Origin of the sequence: Ursidibacter arcticus (assembly GCF_009761375.1) — a bacterium.
GTDB classification, from domain to species: Bacteria; Pseudomonadota; Gammaproteobacteria; order Enterobacterales; family Pasteurellaceae; genus Ursidibacter; species Ursidibacter arcticus.
In genome coordinates, this window is record NZ_LEKM01000111.1 from 1 (window position 1) to 14,658 (window position 14,658).

Genomic DNA, 14,658 nt, shown 5'->3' on the forward strand with positions numbered 1-14,658 from the left:
ATGTTTATAAAGGATTTTTTGAATAAGAAAAGCAATTAACGATCAAAAATATAATGGAGATCCCATACTTTTGTCCACTTGAAAAGAAAATGGACAAAAATCCCACATTTTTGTCCATTACGCCAATAAAAAGCATAGCAGATAAATTATCTTGCAATAATGAAATCCCACATGTTTGTCCATTACACCTAATTTTGTTTATTATACTTTTACAAGTTTTTCATTATTCTTTGAATTTTATTTTCGGCAATTTCCTCTTCACGAATTGTCATTATTTCACAGCCGTCTTTAGTGACTACAATTTGATGCTCAAACTGTGCAGAGTGGCTACGGTCTTTCGTTTTAACCGTCCAACCGTCATTCATCAAACGAACTTCTTTTTTGCCTGCGTTGATCATCGGTTCAATCGTGAAAACCATTCCTTCTTGTAAAATTACGCCGCTATCATCACTAAAATAGTGTAGAACTTGTGGATCACAATGGAATTCATCTCCAATGCCGTGTCCGCAGTATTCTCGAACCACTGAGAAACCTTCTTTTTCCACATATTGTTGAATCGTTTTACCGATTTGATTTAAGCGAATCCCTGGTTTTACAATTCGTAATGCTTTGTAGAGTGATTCTTGTGTTACTTCAATTAAACGCTTATCTCGAATACTTGGTTCACCCACCACATACATTTTGGAGTTATCGCCAAAATAACCCTCTTTAATGACAGTAACATCAATGTTGAGAATATCACCTTTTTTTAACTTTTTATCATCGCTTGGGATACCGTGACAAACAACTTCATTGAGTGAAATACAGGTTGCTTTAGGGTATCCGTGATAGCCTAAGCAGGCGGGAATAGCTTGTTGAACTTTTTCGATATATTCGTGGCAAATACGATCAAGCTCGCCTGTTGTAACCCCTTCTTTTACATAAGGTTCGATCATCACAAGAACATCGGACGCTAACTGACAAGCTAGGCGTAATTTTTCTATCTCTTGCTCTGTTCGGATTGGAATATTTTTCATTATTAACTCTACTAGGTATATTTTTGCTGATAGTAACAAAATCTGATACTGCTTGCCAGTTTTTCATCCTTAAACTGTAGAATATAAGCTCTGAAAAAACAAAACCCCGATGATTTCTCATCAGGGTTTCTGAATATGGCTCCTCCTGCGGGACTCGAACCTGCGACATATGGATTAACAGTCCACCGTTCTACCGACTGAACTAAGGAGGAAAAGGTTTTGCAATCTTAATGGTGCCTCGAGGCGGAATCGAACCACCGACACGGGGATTTTCAATCCCCTGCTCTACCGACTGAGCTATCGAGGCATCTCGTCGTTTGCGGGGTGCATTATGCTGATTTCCGCCCCCTTCGTCAAACGTTTTTTTCAAAAAATACGAAAAAAACGTTTGATGGCTTGCTTTTTATGCGATTTGTTTAAAAAACAACAACTTATCTTACATTTCTGTATTTTTGTTGAGCTTTATTCACTTTTAATAAGTAATTTCTTGCCTGTGATGAAGGATGAGCTGTGGTTAAAATACGAAATACCGCATCAGGTTGTAAATTATTGATACGATCCATTGCTGTCCACTTATCCCGATTAAACACTCTCAATACAGCTCCAGCACCACTATTATACGCAGAAATCATCGCATAACGTTTTGATACTGGATTAGTTAGTCCATTTAAGTATTCATCTCGCAAAATGGTTAAATACATCGTACCCGCATCAATATTTTGTACAGGGTTGTATAAATAATCACGATCTGGTTGCCCACCAAACCCTTTACGAGCAAAAATATCACGACCTGCGGTACGAGGAACAACTTGCATTAGACCTATTGCATTAGCATAACTTACAGCATATGGATTAAAAGAGGATTCAACTTCCATAATACCAAGAATTAAACTCATCTCAATGCCATATTGTTTTGACATTTTTCTTACTATAGGTACATAACGTCTTGCACGCACTTCAACATGGTTATCAACCATTGGGATACTAACATAGGTCACAGTATGCCCATTCTGCAAACGGCGAGTTTTAAGTTTATTTTGAATTAAATAGGTAGCAAAATCGTTAGCAATTGCTACGTTAGTTACTGCTCGTCCAAAATTATCTACGACTTGCCCTGCAAGAAATGGATTATGGCTAATAGGCACATCTCCAGAAGCAAAAAGATCGATTCCTGTTGCATCTGAACCCATTAACAAAGTATGAATAATGGAGTTACGCAAGCGGTTTTGATCTGCCAATGTTTCAATTGTAATTTGTCCATCTTCAAAACTAATATGACTACGGGTATAGTATTTATCAGTATATTTCACATAATCTTTACGGCTTGCGACTAAGAGTTCATTTACTCCCCAAATATGATCGATATTGCGTGAAAATTGCCCTGCTAGAATATCTAAACCGTTCGTATCTTTAGTGTAGTCTGGTCTAGATTTTGTCCCTTTCTGCGGTTTTTTAGTGCTACTACCACAAGATGCTAAAAAAGGAATTACGGCAAGCAAAGGCAAATATTTTTTAAATTTTCTCATAATCAAACTCGTATTATTTCTCAACAGGTACATAACCTTCGATATGAACCTCTTTTCCTTCAAATAAAAAGCTGATCATCTCACTTTCTAACTGCTTACGATGTTCAGGATTCATCATATTCAGTTTTCTTTCATTAACTAGCATTGTCTGCTTTTTGATCCACTCAGCCCACGCTTGTTTACTAATAGAATCAAAAATACGTTTTCCAACTTCACCAGGGTAAAGCTGAAAATCTAACCCTTCGGCATCTTGTTTTAAATATTCACAAAAGACTGTACGAGCCATTATTACTTCCTTTATTCGTTATGCTTAATTCATCTAAAATACGCTTAACAGGTGTTGCTAAGCCTATTTCACTAGGTTGTTGCAGATCATACCAACATTCTTTATTTGAAGATACTGACGGATAATAGTTTCCTTGATCTTCTTGCAAAACACTTTGTTCTATATCTACTAAAATAGGGTAAATATCTAAATGAAAATGACTGAATGTGTGGCGAAAAGCAATTAAATGTTGTGAAATTTGCAAATTTTTGGCAGAAATTGACCGCTTTAATTCTGTTAAAGAATCAAATTGCGGAAATGCAAATAATCCACCCCAAATCCCCTTTGATTCACGTTTTTCTAATAATACTTTTGCCCCTTTTTTTAAGACTAAAAAATAGCTTGTTCGTTCAGGTAATGCTTTTTTCGGTTTTTTTGCAGGAAAATCTGTCCACGCTTGCAAGCGGTCAGTTTCACAGTTTTTTTGCAGTGGGCAAAGTGTACATTTTGGCTTGGAACGTACACAAATCATCGCTCCTAAATCCATCATTGCTTGATTAAAATCCGCAACTCGCTTGTTCGGCGTTACTGAAGCACTGAGTTGCCATAGCTGATTTTCTACAATTTTTCCACCTGCCCAGCCTTCAACGGCAAAATAGCGAGAAAGAACCCTTTTCACATTGCCATCTAAAATAGGATAGGGAGCATCAAGTACCGAAGATAAAATTGCCCCAGCAGTACTTCGTCCAACGCCAGAAAGGGCAAAAACATTCTCAAAATCTGTTGGAAATTCCCCCTGATATTGATCGCGAATAGTTTGTGCCGCTTTATGCAGATTTCTTGCTCGTGCGTAATAACCAAGCCCCGTCCATAAATGTAGCACTTCATCAATAGAAGCATCGGCGAGAGCTTGTACTGTTGGAAATCGCTGAATAAATCGTTCAAAGTAAGGGATAACAGTTGCTACTTGAGTTTGTTGCAACATCACTTCAGACAACCAAACCCCATATAACGTTTTCTGCTGTTGCCAAGGCAAATGTTTACGACCATATTGCTCAAACCAAGTCAAAACGGCTTGAGCAAAATCGTCATTTGTACTTGCTTGAGCTAATGGAAATTGCGATTTGCTTTTCACTAAATTCTCTTTACAATCCATTTGATCGTATTATTCGATTAGATATTGGTTCTACATACTACCGCAAGCGGTCAGATTTAACAGATATTTTGCAAAACTTTGCGAAAAATAAGGATAAAAAATGTCCCCGATTATTGGTTTTCATCATATTGCTATTATCGCCTCCGATTACACACGTTCTAAACGCTTTTATACCGAAATTTTAGGTGCAACTATTATCAATGAAACATACCGAATAGAGCGTGATAGCTACAAATTGGATATAGCATTTTCCGATGGTTCTCAAATTGAGCTATTTAGTTTTCCAAGCTCTCCTCCACGAGCCACTCAACCTGAAAATTGCGGATTACGCCATCTCGCTTTCCAAGTAGAAAATTTAGAGCAAGCGATTAGATTTTTAGAAAAAAATGCAATTATTCACGAAGGAATAAGAATAGATGAAGTAACGGGTAAGCGTTTTACTTTTTTCCGAGATCCTGATGACTTACCTTTAGAATTTTACGAGATTTAACCAATGAAATTTCCCCCACTTTCTTGTGGTATTTTACTGAGACGTTACAAACGATTTTTAGCTGATGTACAACTCCCAACTGGCGAGCAAATTACTCTACATTGCCCGAATACAGGTGCGATGACAGGTTGTGCGAATCAGGGGGATCGAGTATGGTTTTCGACATCGGATAATCCCAAACGAAAATATGCTCATACTTGGGAGCTAACGGAAACCCATACAGGTGATTTTATCTGTGTGAATACTCAGCGAGCCAATCAACTTGTTGCAGAAGCACTTGAAAATAAGTGGATAAATGAGTTGGCTGATTACCAACACATTTTCCCCGAGCAAAAATATGGTGAAGAAAATAGTCGAATTGATTTTTTACTCAAAAATGACGGAATGCCCGATTGTTATATCGAAGTAAAATCAACCACGCTATTAACCAATAATGGAATAGGAATATTCCCCGATGCGAAAACCGAACGTGGACAAAAACATCTGCGTGAGCTAACCCAAATTGCTCAACAAGGGCAACAAGCGGTGATTTTCTTCGCTATTTTGCATACGGGCATAAATACCTTTGAAGTGGCACGACAAATCGATCCTAAATATGCTCAATTGTTTGAAAAAGCACTAGATAGTAACGTCAAAATGCTGTGTTATAAAGCACAGATTATTATCGAAAATCAAAGACCCATTGCATTGGAATTGAGAAAATCTTTTTATAATAGAGATTGTTTATTATACAAAAAACAAGCAGTATAATTATCTTACACTTACTTATTATGAGGATATGTTATGCGTTTATTGATTGCATTTTTACTACCTTGGCTAACCTTTTTTACTATTGGTCGCCCATTTTCAGGAATCTTATGTCTGATTTTACAAATCACCTTAATTGGCTGGCTACCTGCAACTATTTGGGCTGTTTATGCACTTTCTCAATACAACACCACAAAACAAATTAACGAAAGATTAGGAAAATAACTTGTTTTTAAGCGGTTAATTTGCTTGCTGAATTTGCAAAAAACAGCAGAAATCTAACCGCTTGTATAACTAATCTCGTAGAAAATCATTCCTCCTCCCTTGAACTTTCATTTTTTACCCTCAAATACAGACGCAGTTTTCACAAAATCAAGGAATTTAAATGACAACAATCGTATGCGTTCGCCGTAATGGTAAAGTAGCTATTGGCGGAGACGGACAAGCTACATTAGGTAATTGCATTGAAAAAGGTACTGTGCGTAAAGTTCGCCGAATGTATAAAGATAAAGTTGTAACAGGCTTTGCAGGTTCAACAGCTGATGCTTTTATTTTGCGTGATTTATTTGAGAAAAAACTTGAATTACACCAAGGGCACCTAGTGAAATCCGCCGTGGAGCTAGCAAAAGAGTGGCGTTCTGATCGAGCTTTACGCCGTTTAGAAGCGATGATGATTGTCGCAAATGAGAGTGAGTTTTTGCTTGTTTCAGGTAGCGGTGATGTGATTGAGCCAGAATATGATGTTCTAGCTATCGGCTCTGGCGGCAATTATGCAAAATCTGCCGCATTAGCTTTATTACGCACAGAAAATAATCTTTCTGCCAAAGAAATTGTGGCTGAAGCTCTAAAAGTGGCTGGTGATATTGATATTTACAGCAATCATAATCACGTTATCGAAGAAGTTTAAAATAAGTTCTCTTTGAATTAAGAGAAAAAAGGAATACATAATTATGTCAATGACCCCTCGTGAAATCGTATCTGAACTTGATGCACACATTATCGGACAACACGAAGCAAAACGTGCCGTTGCTATTGCATTGCGTAATCGTTGGAGAAGAATGCAATTACCAGAAGAGCTTCGCCAAGAAGTGACCCCTAAAAATATTTTGATGATTGGTCCAACAGGTGTCGGTAAAACTGAAATTGCACGCCGTTTAGCTAAATTAGCAAATGCTCCATTTATCAAAGTTGAAGCAACCAAATTTACTGAAGTTGGCTATGTTGGTAAGGAAGTTGATTCCATTATTCGCGATCTCACCGATGTTGCGGTTAAATTAGTGCGTCAGCAAGCCGTAGAAAAGAACCGCTTTCGTGCAGAAGAAGCGGCGGAAGATAGAGTTTTAGATATTTTATTGCCACCAGCGAAAGATCAATGGGGTAATGTTCAAGAAGCTGATAATAGCTCTACACGCCAGATTTTCCGCAAAAAATTGCGTGAGGGACAACTTGACGATAAAGAGATTGAGATTGACATTTCTTCACCTGTAAGTGTTGAAATTATGACACCACCAGGAATGGAAGAAATGACTTCACAGCTACAATCTCTATTTGAAGGAATGTCACCAAGTAAAACCAAAAAACGCAAAATGAAAATTAAAGATGCGTTTAAAATTTTAATTGATGAAGAAGCAGCGAAATTAGTCAATCAAGATGAACTAAAACAGCAAGCGATTGAAGCCGTTGAACAGCACGGCATTGTCTTTATTGATGAAATCGACAAAATTTGTAAAAAGAGTGAACACAGTGGTGGCGATGTTTCGCGTGAAGGTGTTCAACGTGATTTACTACCGATTATTGAAGGCTCGACTGTCAATACTAAACACGGAATGGTAAAAACTGACCATATTCTTTTTATCTGTTCTGGAGCATTCCAAGTGGCACGTCCATCAGATTTATTACCTGAATTACAAGGTCGTTTACCTATTCGTGTCGAACTCAAATCACTCAATAAAGCAGATTTTGAGCGTATTCTTACCGAGCCAAATGCGTCATTAACTTTACAGTATCGTGAACTAATGAAAACAGAAGGTGTGGATATTGAGTTTACCCAAGATGGTATTAGCTGCATTGCTGAGTCGGCATTTAGAGTAAATGAAAAGACTGAAAATATTGGTGCAAGACGCTTACATACTGTATTAGAACGTTTAATGGACGATATTTCATTTAACGCAAGCGATCGCTCAGGTGAGAAAATCACTATTGACGAAAGCTATGTGAAAAATGCCTTAAATGATGTTGTAGAAAATGAAGATTTAAGTCGCTTTATTCTTTAAGCCATCTTTCTAGAGAGAAAGCGGTTGGTTATGCAAAAAACTTTGCAAATCTACCCGCTTTCCTTTAGAATCTGACAACTTTTTGGGGCTGATTCTGGATTCGACGGGATTAGCGAAGCCCAAGGTGCACGTCGAGGTGCGGTAGGCCTCGTAAACAAACCGCAAAATAATAGTCGCAAACGACGAACAATACGCTTTAGCAGCTTAATAACCTGCATTTAGCCTTCGCTCCCTAGCTTTCGCTCGTAAGACGGGGATAAAGCGGAGTCAAACCCAAACGAGACCGTGTGGACGCTTCGGCTTGGAGATCGAAACACTAAATTGAATCAAGCTAGTTTATTCTTAGCGTGTCTGTCCGCAGGGAATAAATGAAATTAAAGACTAGACTAAACGTGTAGTACTGAAGGTAGAGTAATTTCGGACGGGGGTTCAAATCCCCCCAGCTCCACCAAAAACCATTCCAAAGGGGATTTTTAGAAACCTTAAACCCCTTGAAAACACTAGCTTTAGAGTGAATTTTCATTCCTAAGCGTTCCAATAAAAACCGCTCAAATCCTTGTTTTTTGGTAGTACGTTTGGTAGTATCTTACCGAGTAGCAAAAATAGCGTACTACCAAAATTAGCAAACCCCTTGAGGCATAAGGCTTTACAGGATTTTTTGCTATATTTTAGGCTTGAAAGTCTGAACCATCGTCCTGAAAAAATAGCTGATTTTTGGCAGATTGTACCCTTTTAAAAAATTGCTCGTACTACCAAAGATACTACCAAATTTGAGAGTTTTTCTATGACGCGTCCTACCAATTTACTGAATAATCGTAAGATTGACACAGCAAAACCCAAAGCCGATGAACAAGGTAATTTAACCGATAATAAACTTCAAGACGGCAACGGCTTGTATTTACTGGTTAAAGTCAGCGGTTCAAAATTGTGGCGGTTTAACTATTACAAACCACTTACTAAGAAACGCACAGAAATGAGTTTAGGAGCTTATCCCGATGTCTCACTTGCTCAAGCGAGAGAATTAAGAAATCAGTATCGTAGTTTGTTGGCCCAAGATATTGACCCGAATGAACACCGCCAAAGCATTAAGCAATCAAAAATAGATGAAATCAATAATACCTATGAAGCGATAGCGTGGGCGTGGTTCGAGTATCGTCAAACGAAAAAGAATTTTTCAGATAACTATAAAAAAGATGTGGCAAGTTTGATCAAACGTTGTCTATTGCCGCATTTTGGTAGCCTACCCATTACCCAAATTACCGCACCAATGGCACTGAAAGCCTTTAAACAGTATCAAGACGAAGGCACGCTAGAAAAACTCAAACGCACCATTCAAAAACATAACGAAATTATGACGTTTGCATTACATAGGGATTTAATTACATTTAATCCAACCGCCAATATATCAAAAGAGTTTGATAGTCCGACTGTTGAGCATTTCAAGACTATTCAACCCGAAGATTTACCCGAATTTATGTACACGCTCAATCACGCCCAAATCAATTTACGCACACGTTATTTAATTTTGTGGCAGTTACTGACAATGACACGCCCGAATGAAGCCGCCAAAGCACGTTATGAAGATATAGACGAACAAAATCGATTATGGACTATTCCAGCTGAAAATATGAAACGTGGTATAGCTCATAAAATCACGTTATCACGTCAAGCAATGGCACTTTTGCGAGAAATTAAAAAACTCAGTAGCGGCAAAACTTACTTATTCCCAAATGTGAAATATCCACAAACTCACGTCAATACACAGACAGCCAATGCAGCTATTAAAAGAATGGGCTATCAAGGCAAATTAGTCGCTCACGGCTTAAGAAGTATTGCTAGCACTTATTTGAATGAAAAAGGTTATAACAGCGAATTGATAGAAGTCGCCTTATCGCATATGAATAGTGATCGTATCAAAGCCGCTTATGACAGGGGCGAACGTTTAGAACAACGCTTTAAACTTCTTCAAGTATGGGCGGATTTTGTAGAAGAATGTTCACAGGGTGCTTTGCCGCAATATCATTTAAAGATTGCGGTTTAGTAAATTAGTAAAAAATTGGCGGAATTTGACCGCTTGTAAATGTCTAAAATTGAAATGGGGGATTTTATGGCTTTGCCATTACTAGAAAGATACAGCCTAAATCAAGCTATTAACTTCATTAAAAACAGAACAGGTGAACAATTAACAAGGGAAGATTTATTAGAATATGCCATTACAGGCCATTTGAAAATAGGCATATATATTAAAGTCTTTAATTCTAGATTGATGACAATAGGAAATCAAGACTGTAAAAATATGCGTTTATGTCATTTCGAAAGTCCTATTTTACACACCACAGATTATCCTATTTGGGCAAATCCTAAATCACATTTACATAAGCAAATGTGTTGGTTTAATGATGGCTATGTAGATATTCATATAGATTTACCATTCACGGAACAAACTAATAATTATCTTTCCATAAAAGATCATATAGAGAAATTAAGTTGCGAAGATGAAAGCCAAGTTATAGCTTATGTGAAAGATCTACAATCTAAAAATTTCGAAGAAATCAAGAAGGAAGTAAAGCTAGAAACAAAAATATCAGAAGATAAAAGATATGAAAAAATATCGTGGGCGAAATACGGGGAATTATCCTTTAAGGGCTTTTCTTACCTTGATCATTATACATTAAACAAATTAAAACCAATCATTCAGAAAAATGAAAGCTTACTGAACTATGATTTTGAGAAATTTGTGTTTGAAAGTGTTGATTTTACGAATAGCAAAATAAAATCTTTTCTTTCATTTGATATGGATTTAGATGTATTTGATTACTTGCCTGATGATGAATATGAGCAAGCTACATTAAATACAATATCCATTGATGACTTGATAATTTTTAAAGATGACCTTTTAAAATTTATTGGGGAAAGCGAAAAAGACCTAAATTTTGATAACGCCCTTTACTTACTAGGTGAAGTTCTAAGTGCGGTTAAATCAAAAAATAGAAAATGGACGCAATCAACTATCATTAATGAGATTTTACAGCAACGCCAAAACAAAAATAAAACCATTCAAGGTTTAGAGCAAAGAAAAATTGAAGATTATTTTTCTCAAGCCAACAAAAAGCTAAAATCTGAATAACCAACCAAACGCCCAAATCTAAAGGGCGTTTTTTATTCCCTAAATTCCTTTCAAATCAATATGTTATTTTCGCAGACGAAAAAACGTTTTCGCGTGCGATGATCTATTTAATTTATTTCTACACAATTCCCACCAGTTGCAACGCTAACCATTCAGAACCTTTAAGCATTTATCAACTGGAGAAAATCAAAATGAACCAATCTGATCGAATTATCCGCAGAAAAGAAGCTATTGCATTGCTTGGTATTGGTAAATCTACCTTTGCCGACTGGCAAAACCCAAAAACAAAACGTTATCGCCCTGACTTCCCTAAAAAAATTCAATTAGGTGCTAATTCAGTCGGTTATTTAGAAAGTGAAATCAATGCCTACATTTTGAGCTTAGCAAATAGCCGTTAGTCAATGTTTATCAGCAGACAAGAAAACCGTAATGAATAAACCAAAACGAAAAATAAAAGCCTTTTATGTGGTTACTGGCATAACTGCAGAAGCTGAAATGCGGAGATTAGCGGAGTTTTCACACAAAGGGCAAATACTCAAAGGCTTACGCAAACAAGGCTTAGATTTTGAAAAGTATCAATCTATCACAATCCACAAACAGCCTATAACTGTTTATGAGTACGCCCGAAAACCCAAAACTAATCACTATATACCGAAATTAACAAAATAAATGGAGGAGAACCAATGGGAAAACCGCATAAATTAACCCCAAAACAAGAAAATTTCTGCTGGAAATATATCGAAACTGGCAATGCTCACACTGCTTACATCAAAGCCTATGATGTTTATAGCCTAGATACTAAAAAGGATTGGACTTATTCAGAAGCAAGCTCACTTTTGAATAACCCGAAGATTGCCAAAAGGATTGATGAGATAAAAGCTCAAATTTCTGTATCAAGTTTTATCAACCTTGACCGCATTTTATTTGAACTGGAACAAGCAAGAATGACAGCTCACGCTAAAAAAGATGTTCAAGGAATGGTTAGAGCAACCGCAGAGAAAGTCCGAATTTTAGGCTTAGGCAAACTAGAAAAACTTAATCAACAATTAGACAAGCAAATGGAGAAATTAGATGAACGTGATTAAAAACACTAGTAAAGAAACGCAACGTATTGCCATTTTGTCGGCATTGCGTGGCGGTAGTAAATCCACTATTCAATTCCGTGAAGAGTTTGGTATTTGTTCACCAGCACCAAGAGTACAGGAGCTAAGAAAACGTGGCTATGAAATTGCAACAACTTTCAGAGATGAATTAGATAGTGCAGGCGTAAAACACCGTATAGGCGTTTACACGCTGATTAATGAACCTGATAAAACCGCCCACCACAATAAACCGCTCTAAAATTAATTTAGAGAAGTTTTTTAATTTAGGTAATAGACAATGAAAAGTGATGAGAACAACGCATTGAAGAACGATTTAGACGATATTATCAGCCTATTTGATATTGGTATCTATAAATCGGGCTATGTAACACAAAAAGGCAAGAGATTAGCGAGAGATGAAATTTTAGATCTTGCTTATGGTGAACTGCTTAAATTTCAAAATAAGCTGAACAGTAATCAATAAAAAAAGCCCACTGGCAAGCTAAACAGTGGGCTAAATCTAAAATCGAAACAGGTGCATTATATGGCAAGTTACGCAAAAACAAAAGGACGAGAAAGTAGCAAAAAAGCAGAGTTGAGAAAATCACTGAATGGCAATTCATTCACACCATTACGACACGACTTGATCAACAGCTCCGAATTTATGGCGTTATCTATTGCAGCAAAAGCGGTATTGGTCGTTTTACTTGCGAAATATAACGGTTATAACAATGGAGATTTATCAGCACCGCAAAATAGAGCTAAAGAAATTTTTGGATTATCGCCTAGAACCTTAAAACTAGCTCTTGACGAATTAGTAGATAAAAACTTTTTAATCATCACAAGGCAAGGCGGAAAAAATCAGTGTACGCTTTATGCTTTGACTTGCTTCAAACTCAACACCATAACAAAAAATAACGTGGATATTGTGAAAGAAACTTTTAGACCTTTAGACAGTTGGAAAACCCAAAATTGACCGCCCACACTTAAAACCCTATTTTTTATCTGTTTCACAAATAAAAACTAATATATATGGCTATAATTATAATAAGGTAGTTAGAATTTAACGCTATTGAAAATGAAAAAATCACCTGACAGCGTTAGAATTTAACTATACCTACGTTAAAATTTAACTATCAAAAAATCGAAATTTACAGAAAATTTTAATTTCGCGGTTGTAAAAATTGAGTTCTAGGGGCGGTTTCTCGTTCTAAAGACTCTAGAGATTTGATTACCCTCTTTCCCCTTTTGGTTGTCGTTTATTTGGCGGTTGGCAGTCATCATCATTCAACATTTATCACTGAATAGCTATGCGTTTCTTTAAAGCTAAAATTCGTTGATGATGCTTAGAACGTTGAAAAATTGCCGTTTACCGTGCGTCCGCTACCCCGTGGCAAGCCCTACTCGTTAGGAGTACCTTTTAATCTGAACGAACATCAAAAGAACCGCCCGCCCCATTCAATTTTTACGCATAGCAACTTTTCAGAAAATATAGAAAATGCAGCACGTTATTACTTAACAGAAAAAATGATGGTAGTACATTTGGTAGTATGTAAGAAAGTCTGAATTAATAAAACCATTATTATATAAGGATTTAATGACGCTAATTCAGATGTCCCCAGCCACCAAATTGATAAACAATCCTGACCGAAATAGACCGATGAAGCCTTGAAAATCAACCTTTCAAGGCTTTTTTATTGTCTAATCCTGACCGAAATAAACTGATGATTTTAGTTATACGTTTACACTACATTTTAAAATACCAATTCACCACACACAGCCAACAATGGCAAAAATGAAGAACAAAGAAAAAAGTATGCGGTTGCCCAGCTTTTGGTGGTGGATATGCTACAAAAAGGATTTTCTTTATATTGATATAATCCCAAAATGGGATATAATCGGATTATTCTTCATTAAGTAACTTTCAATATGAGAATTATCGCTATATCGACTTTAGTCAATTATTACCAACAGCATCCAGAGACCGAACAACCTTTAAAGGCTTGGATTGCTGAAGTGAAAAAAGCGAACTGGCAAACCGCACACGACATCAAATCCCAATATAAAAATGCGAGCATTCTCAAAAATAGACGAGTTGTTTTTAATATCAAAGGAAATGAGCATAGGCTAATTGTAGCGGTTGCTTTTAGGTTGGGAGCGGTATATATCAAGTTTATCGGCACGCACGCAGAATATGACCGCATTAATGCGGATAATGTAGAGTTATAAGGTGGCATTATGAACATTAAACCAATTAGAACAGAACAAGATTATAAACAGGCATTAAAAGCGATAGAGCCATATTTCGACAAGGAAGAAGAGCTAACAGGTAATGAGCTAGATTATTTTGAGGTAATGATCACGCTTATTGAGAACTACGAAAGCAAGCATTATCACGTTGATTTGCCCGACCCTATCCAAGCGATTAAATTTAGAATGGAACAAGAAGAGCTAACTATCAAAGATTTAGAGCCAATTATAGGCAAAACCAACCGAGTTTATGAAATCTTAAATAAAAAAAGACCTTTGTCGCTAAATATGATTAGGAACATTCATAAAAATCTAGGGATTGGGGCTGATGTTTTAATACAAGCTATTTAATGCAAGCCGAGCTAACTCACGTTATAAGCTATCACACACCACAGGGCGAGAAATCGCCCTTATTTTTAGCAAATTTTGTTACTGGTAGAGTAGATTAAAACATAGACGTTTTAGGGTATGACTTTTGATTTTAGTTATACGGTTGATTTATGAAATGACAAAACCCGGCGTAATGGACAAAAATGTGGGATTTTTGTCCATTTTCTTTTCAAGTGGACAAAAGTGTGGGATCTCCATTATATTTTTGATCGTTAATTGCTTTTCTTATTCAAAAAATCCTTTATAAACATAACCTTACGTTTTTTGCTTAATCCATTGTGATTATTTAATTTTCGTTTTAGTTCACTAAATAATCCTTCAAGCCTATTTGTCGTT

General features: G+C 36.6%; 19 protein-coding genes, 2 tRNA genes and 1 other RNA gene. 16 read left to right on the forward strand and 6 right to left on the reverse strand.

Annotated features, from left to right (window positions below; genetic code table 11):
- Nucleotides 1-209: 209 nt before the first annotated feature.
- From map to mutY, 6 genes are all read right to left on the reverse strand, one after another.
- Nucleotides 210-1,016, reverse strand: coding sequence for a type I methionyl aminopeptidase (map, locus tag A1D25_RS03090; RefSeq protein WP_157394239.1), 807 nt, complete (start codon nt 1,014-1,016; stop codon nt 210-212).
- 136 nt (nt 1,017-1,152) lie between these two features.
- Nucleotides 1,153-1,228 (reverse strand) — tRNA-Asn (locus A1D25_RS03095).
- Between the two features lie 19 nt (nt 1,229-1,247).
- Nucleotides 1,248-1,323 (reverse strand) — tRNA-Phe (locus A1D25_RS03100).
- A gap of 124 nt (nt 1,324-1,447) precedes the next feature.
- The gene (mltC, locus tag A1D25_RS03105; protein WP_157394240.1) at nt 1,448-2,542 is read right to left on the reverse strand and encodes a membrane-bound lytic murein transglycosylase MltC; all 1,095 of its coding nucleotides are present in this window, start codon (nt 2,540-2,542) and stop codon (nt 1,448-1,450) included.
- A gap of 13 nt (nt 2,543-2,555) precedes the next feature.
- Nucleotides 2,556-2,828, reverse strand: coding sequence for an oxidative damage protection protein (locus A1D25_RS03110; RefSeq protein WP_157394241.1), 273 nt, complete (start codon nt 2,826-2,828; stop codon nt 2,556-2,558).
- Nucleotides 2,806-3,942, reverse strand: coding sequence for an A/G-specific adenine glycosylase (gene mutY, locus A1D25_RS03115; RefSeq protein ID WP_157394257.1), 1,137 nt, complete (start codon nt 3,940-3,942; stop codon nt 2,806-2,808). Before mutY ends, A1D25_RS03110 begins: the two co-directional genes overlap by 23 nt.
- A gap of 121 nt (nt 3,943-4,063) precedes the next feature.
- Between mutY and gloA2 the strand changes: the two genes are divergently transcribed.
- The 16 genes from gloA2 to A1D25_RS03195 all read left to right on the forward strand — a co-directional run bounded on the left by gloA2 (nt 4,064) and on the right by A1D25_RS03195 (nt 14,283).
- Nucleotides 4,064-4,453: an SMU1112c/YaeR family gloxylase I-like metalloprotein gene (gene gloA2, locus A1D25_RS03120; protein ID WP_157394242.1), complete on the forward strand. Its 390-nt coding sequence runs from the start codon at nt 4,064-4,066 to the stop codon at nt 4,451-4,453.
- A 3-nt stretch (nt 4,454-4,456) separates the two neighbouring features.
- Nucleotides 4,457-5,203, forward strand: coding sequence for a DNA/RNA nuclease SfsA (sfsA, locus tag A1D25_RS03125; RefSeq protein WP_157394243.1), 747 nt, complete (start codon nt 4,457-4,459; stop codon nt 5,201-5,203).
- 33 nt (nt 5,204-5,236) lie between these two features.
- Complete coding sequence (locus A1D25_RS03130) at nt 5,237-5,425, forward strand: YqaE/Pmp3 family membrane protein (RefSeq protein ID WP_157394244.1); 189 nt, start codon at nt 5,237-5,239, stop codon at nt 5,423-5,425.
- A 160-nt stretch (nt 5,426-5,585) separates the two neighbouring features.
- The gene (hslV, locus tag A1D25_RS03135; RefSeq protein ID WP_157394245.1) at nt 5,586-6,107 is read left to right on the forward strand and encodes an ATP-dependent protease subunit HslV; all 522 of its coding nucleotides are present in this window, start codon (nt 5,586-5,588) and stop codon (nt 6,105-6,107) included.
- 40 nt (nt 6,108-6,147) lie between these two features.
- Nucleotides 6,148-7,473: an HslU--HslV peptidase ATPase subunit gene (gene hslU, locus A1D25_RS03140; RefSeq protein WP_205420574.1), complete on the forward strand. Its 1,326-nt coding sequence runs from the start codon at nt 6,148-6,150 to the stop codon at nt 7,471-7,473.
- Nucleotides 7,474-7,557: 84 nt separating this feature from the next.
- Nucleotides 7,558-7,924, forward strand: a transfer-messenger RNA (tmRNA) gene (ssrA, locus tag A1D25_RS03145).
- A gap of 333 nt (nt 7,925-8,257) precedes the next feature.
- Nucleotides 8,258-9,514 (forward strand): integrase arm-type DNA-binding domain-containing protein, encoded by a 1,257-nt coding sequence (locus A1D25_RS03150; protein WP_157394247.1) that lies wholly within the window; start codon nt 8,258-8,260, stop codon nt 9,512-9,514.
- 39 nt (nt 9,515-9,553) lie between these two features.
- On the forward strand, nt 9,554-10,600 hold the full coding sequence (locus A1D25_RS03155) for a hypothetical protein (protein ID WP_157394248.1): 1,047 nt from the start codon (nt 9,554-9,556) through the stop codon (nt 10,598-10,600).
- 191 nt (nt 10,601-10,791) lie between these two features.
- A complete protein-coding gene (locus A1D25_RS03160; protein ID WP_157394249.1) occupies nt 10,792-10,998 on the forward strand; it encodes a helix-turn-helix transcriptional regulator in 207 nt (68 codons plus the stop codon).
- Between the two features lie 31 nt (nt 10,999-11,029).
- The gene (locus tag A1D25_RS03165; RefSeq protein ID WP_157394250.1) at nt 11,030-11,269 is read left to right on the forward strand and encodes a hypothetical protein; all 240 of its coding nucleotides are present in this window, start codon (nt 11,030-11,032) and stop codon (nt 11,267-11,269) included.
- Nucleotides 11,270-11,283: 14 nt separating this feature from the next.
- On the forward strand, nt 11,284-11,685 hold the full coding sequence (locus A1D25_RS03170) for a terminase small subunit (protein ID WP_157394251.1): 402 nt from the start codon (nt 11,284-11,286) through the stop codon (nt 11,683-11,685).
- Nucleotides 11,672-11,941 carry a helix-turn-helix domain-containing protein gene (locus tag A1D25_RS03175; RefSeq protein ID WP_157394252.1) on the forward strand — a complete coding sequence of 90 codons (270 nt, stop codon included), beginning with the start codon at nt 11,672-11,674 and terminating at the stop codon, nt 11,939-11,941. Before A1D25_RS03170 ends, A1D25_RS03175 begins: the two co-directional genes overlap by 14 nt.
- Nucleotides 11,942-11,980: 39 nt before the next feature.
- Nucleotides 11,981-12,166: a hypothetical protein gene (locus tag A1D25_RS03180; RefSeq protein WP_157394253.1), complete on the forward strand. Its 186-nt coding sequence runs from the start codon at nt 11,981-11,983 to the stop codon at nt 12,164-12,166.
- A gap of 60 nt (nt 12,167-12,226) precedes the next feature.
- Nucleotides 12,227-12,658, forward strand: a complete 432-nt coding sequence (locus tag A1D25_RS03185; RefSeq protein ID WP_157394254.1) for an ArsR family transcriptional regulator — start codon at nt 12,227-12,229, stop codon at nt 12,656-12,658.
- Between the two features lie 953 nt (nt 12,659-13,611).
- Nucleotides 13,612-13,911 (forward strand): type II toxin-antitoxin system HigB family toxin, encoded by a 300-nt coding sequence (locus A1D25_RS03190; RefSeq protein WP_157394255.1) that lies wholly within the window; start codon nt 13,612-13,614, stop codon nt 13,909-13,911.
- A 9-nt stretch (nt 13,912-13,920) separates the two neighbouring features.
- On the forward strand, nt 13,921-14,283 hold the full coding sequence (locus tag A1D25_RS03195) for a helix-turn-helix domain-containing protein (RefSeq protein WP_157394256.1): 363 nt from the start codon (nt 13,921-13,923) through the stop codon (nt 14,281-14,283).
- The last annotated feature ends 375 nt before the right edge of the window (nt 14,284-14,658 follow it).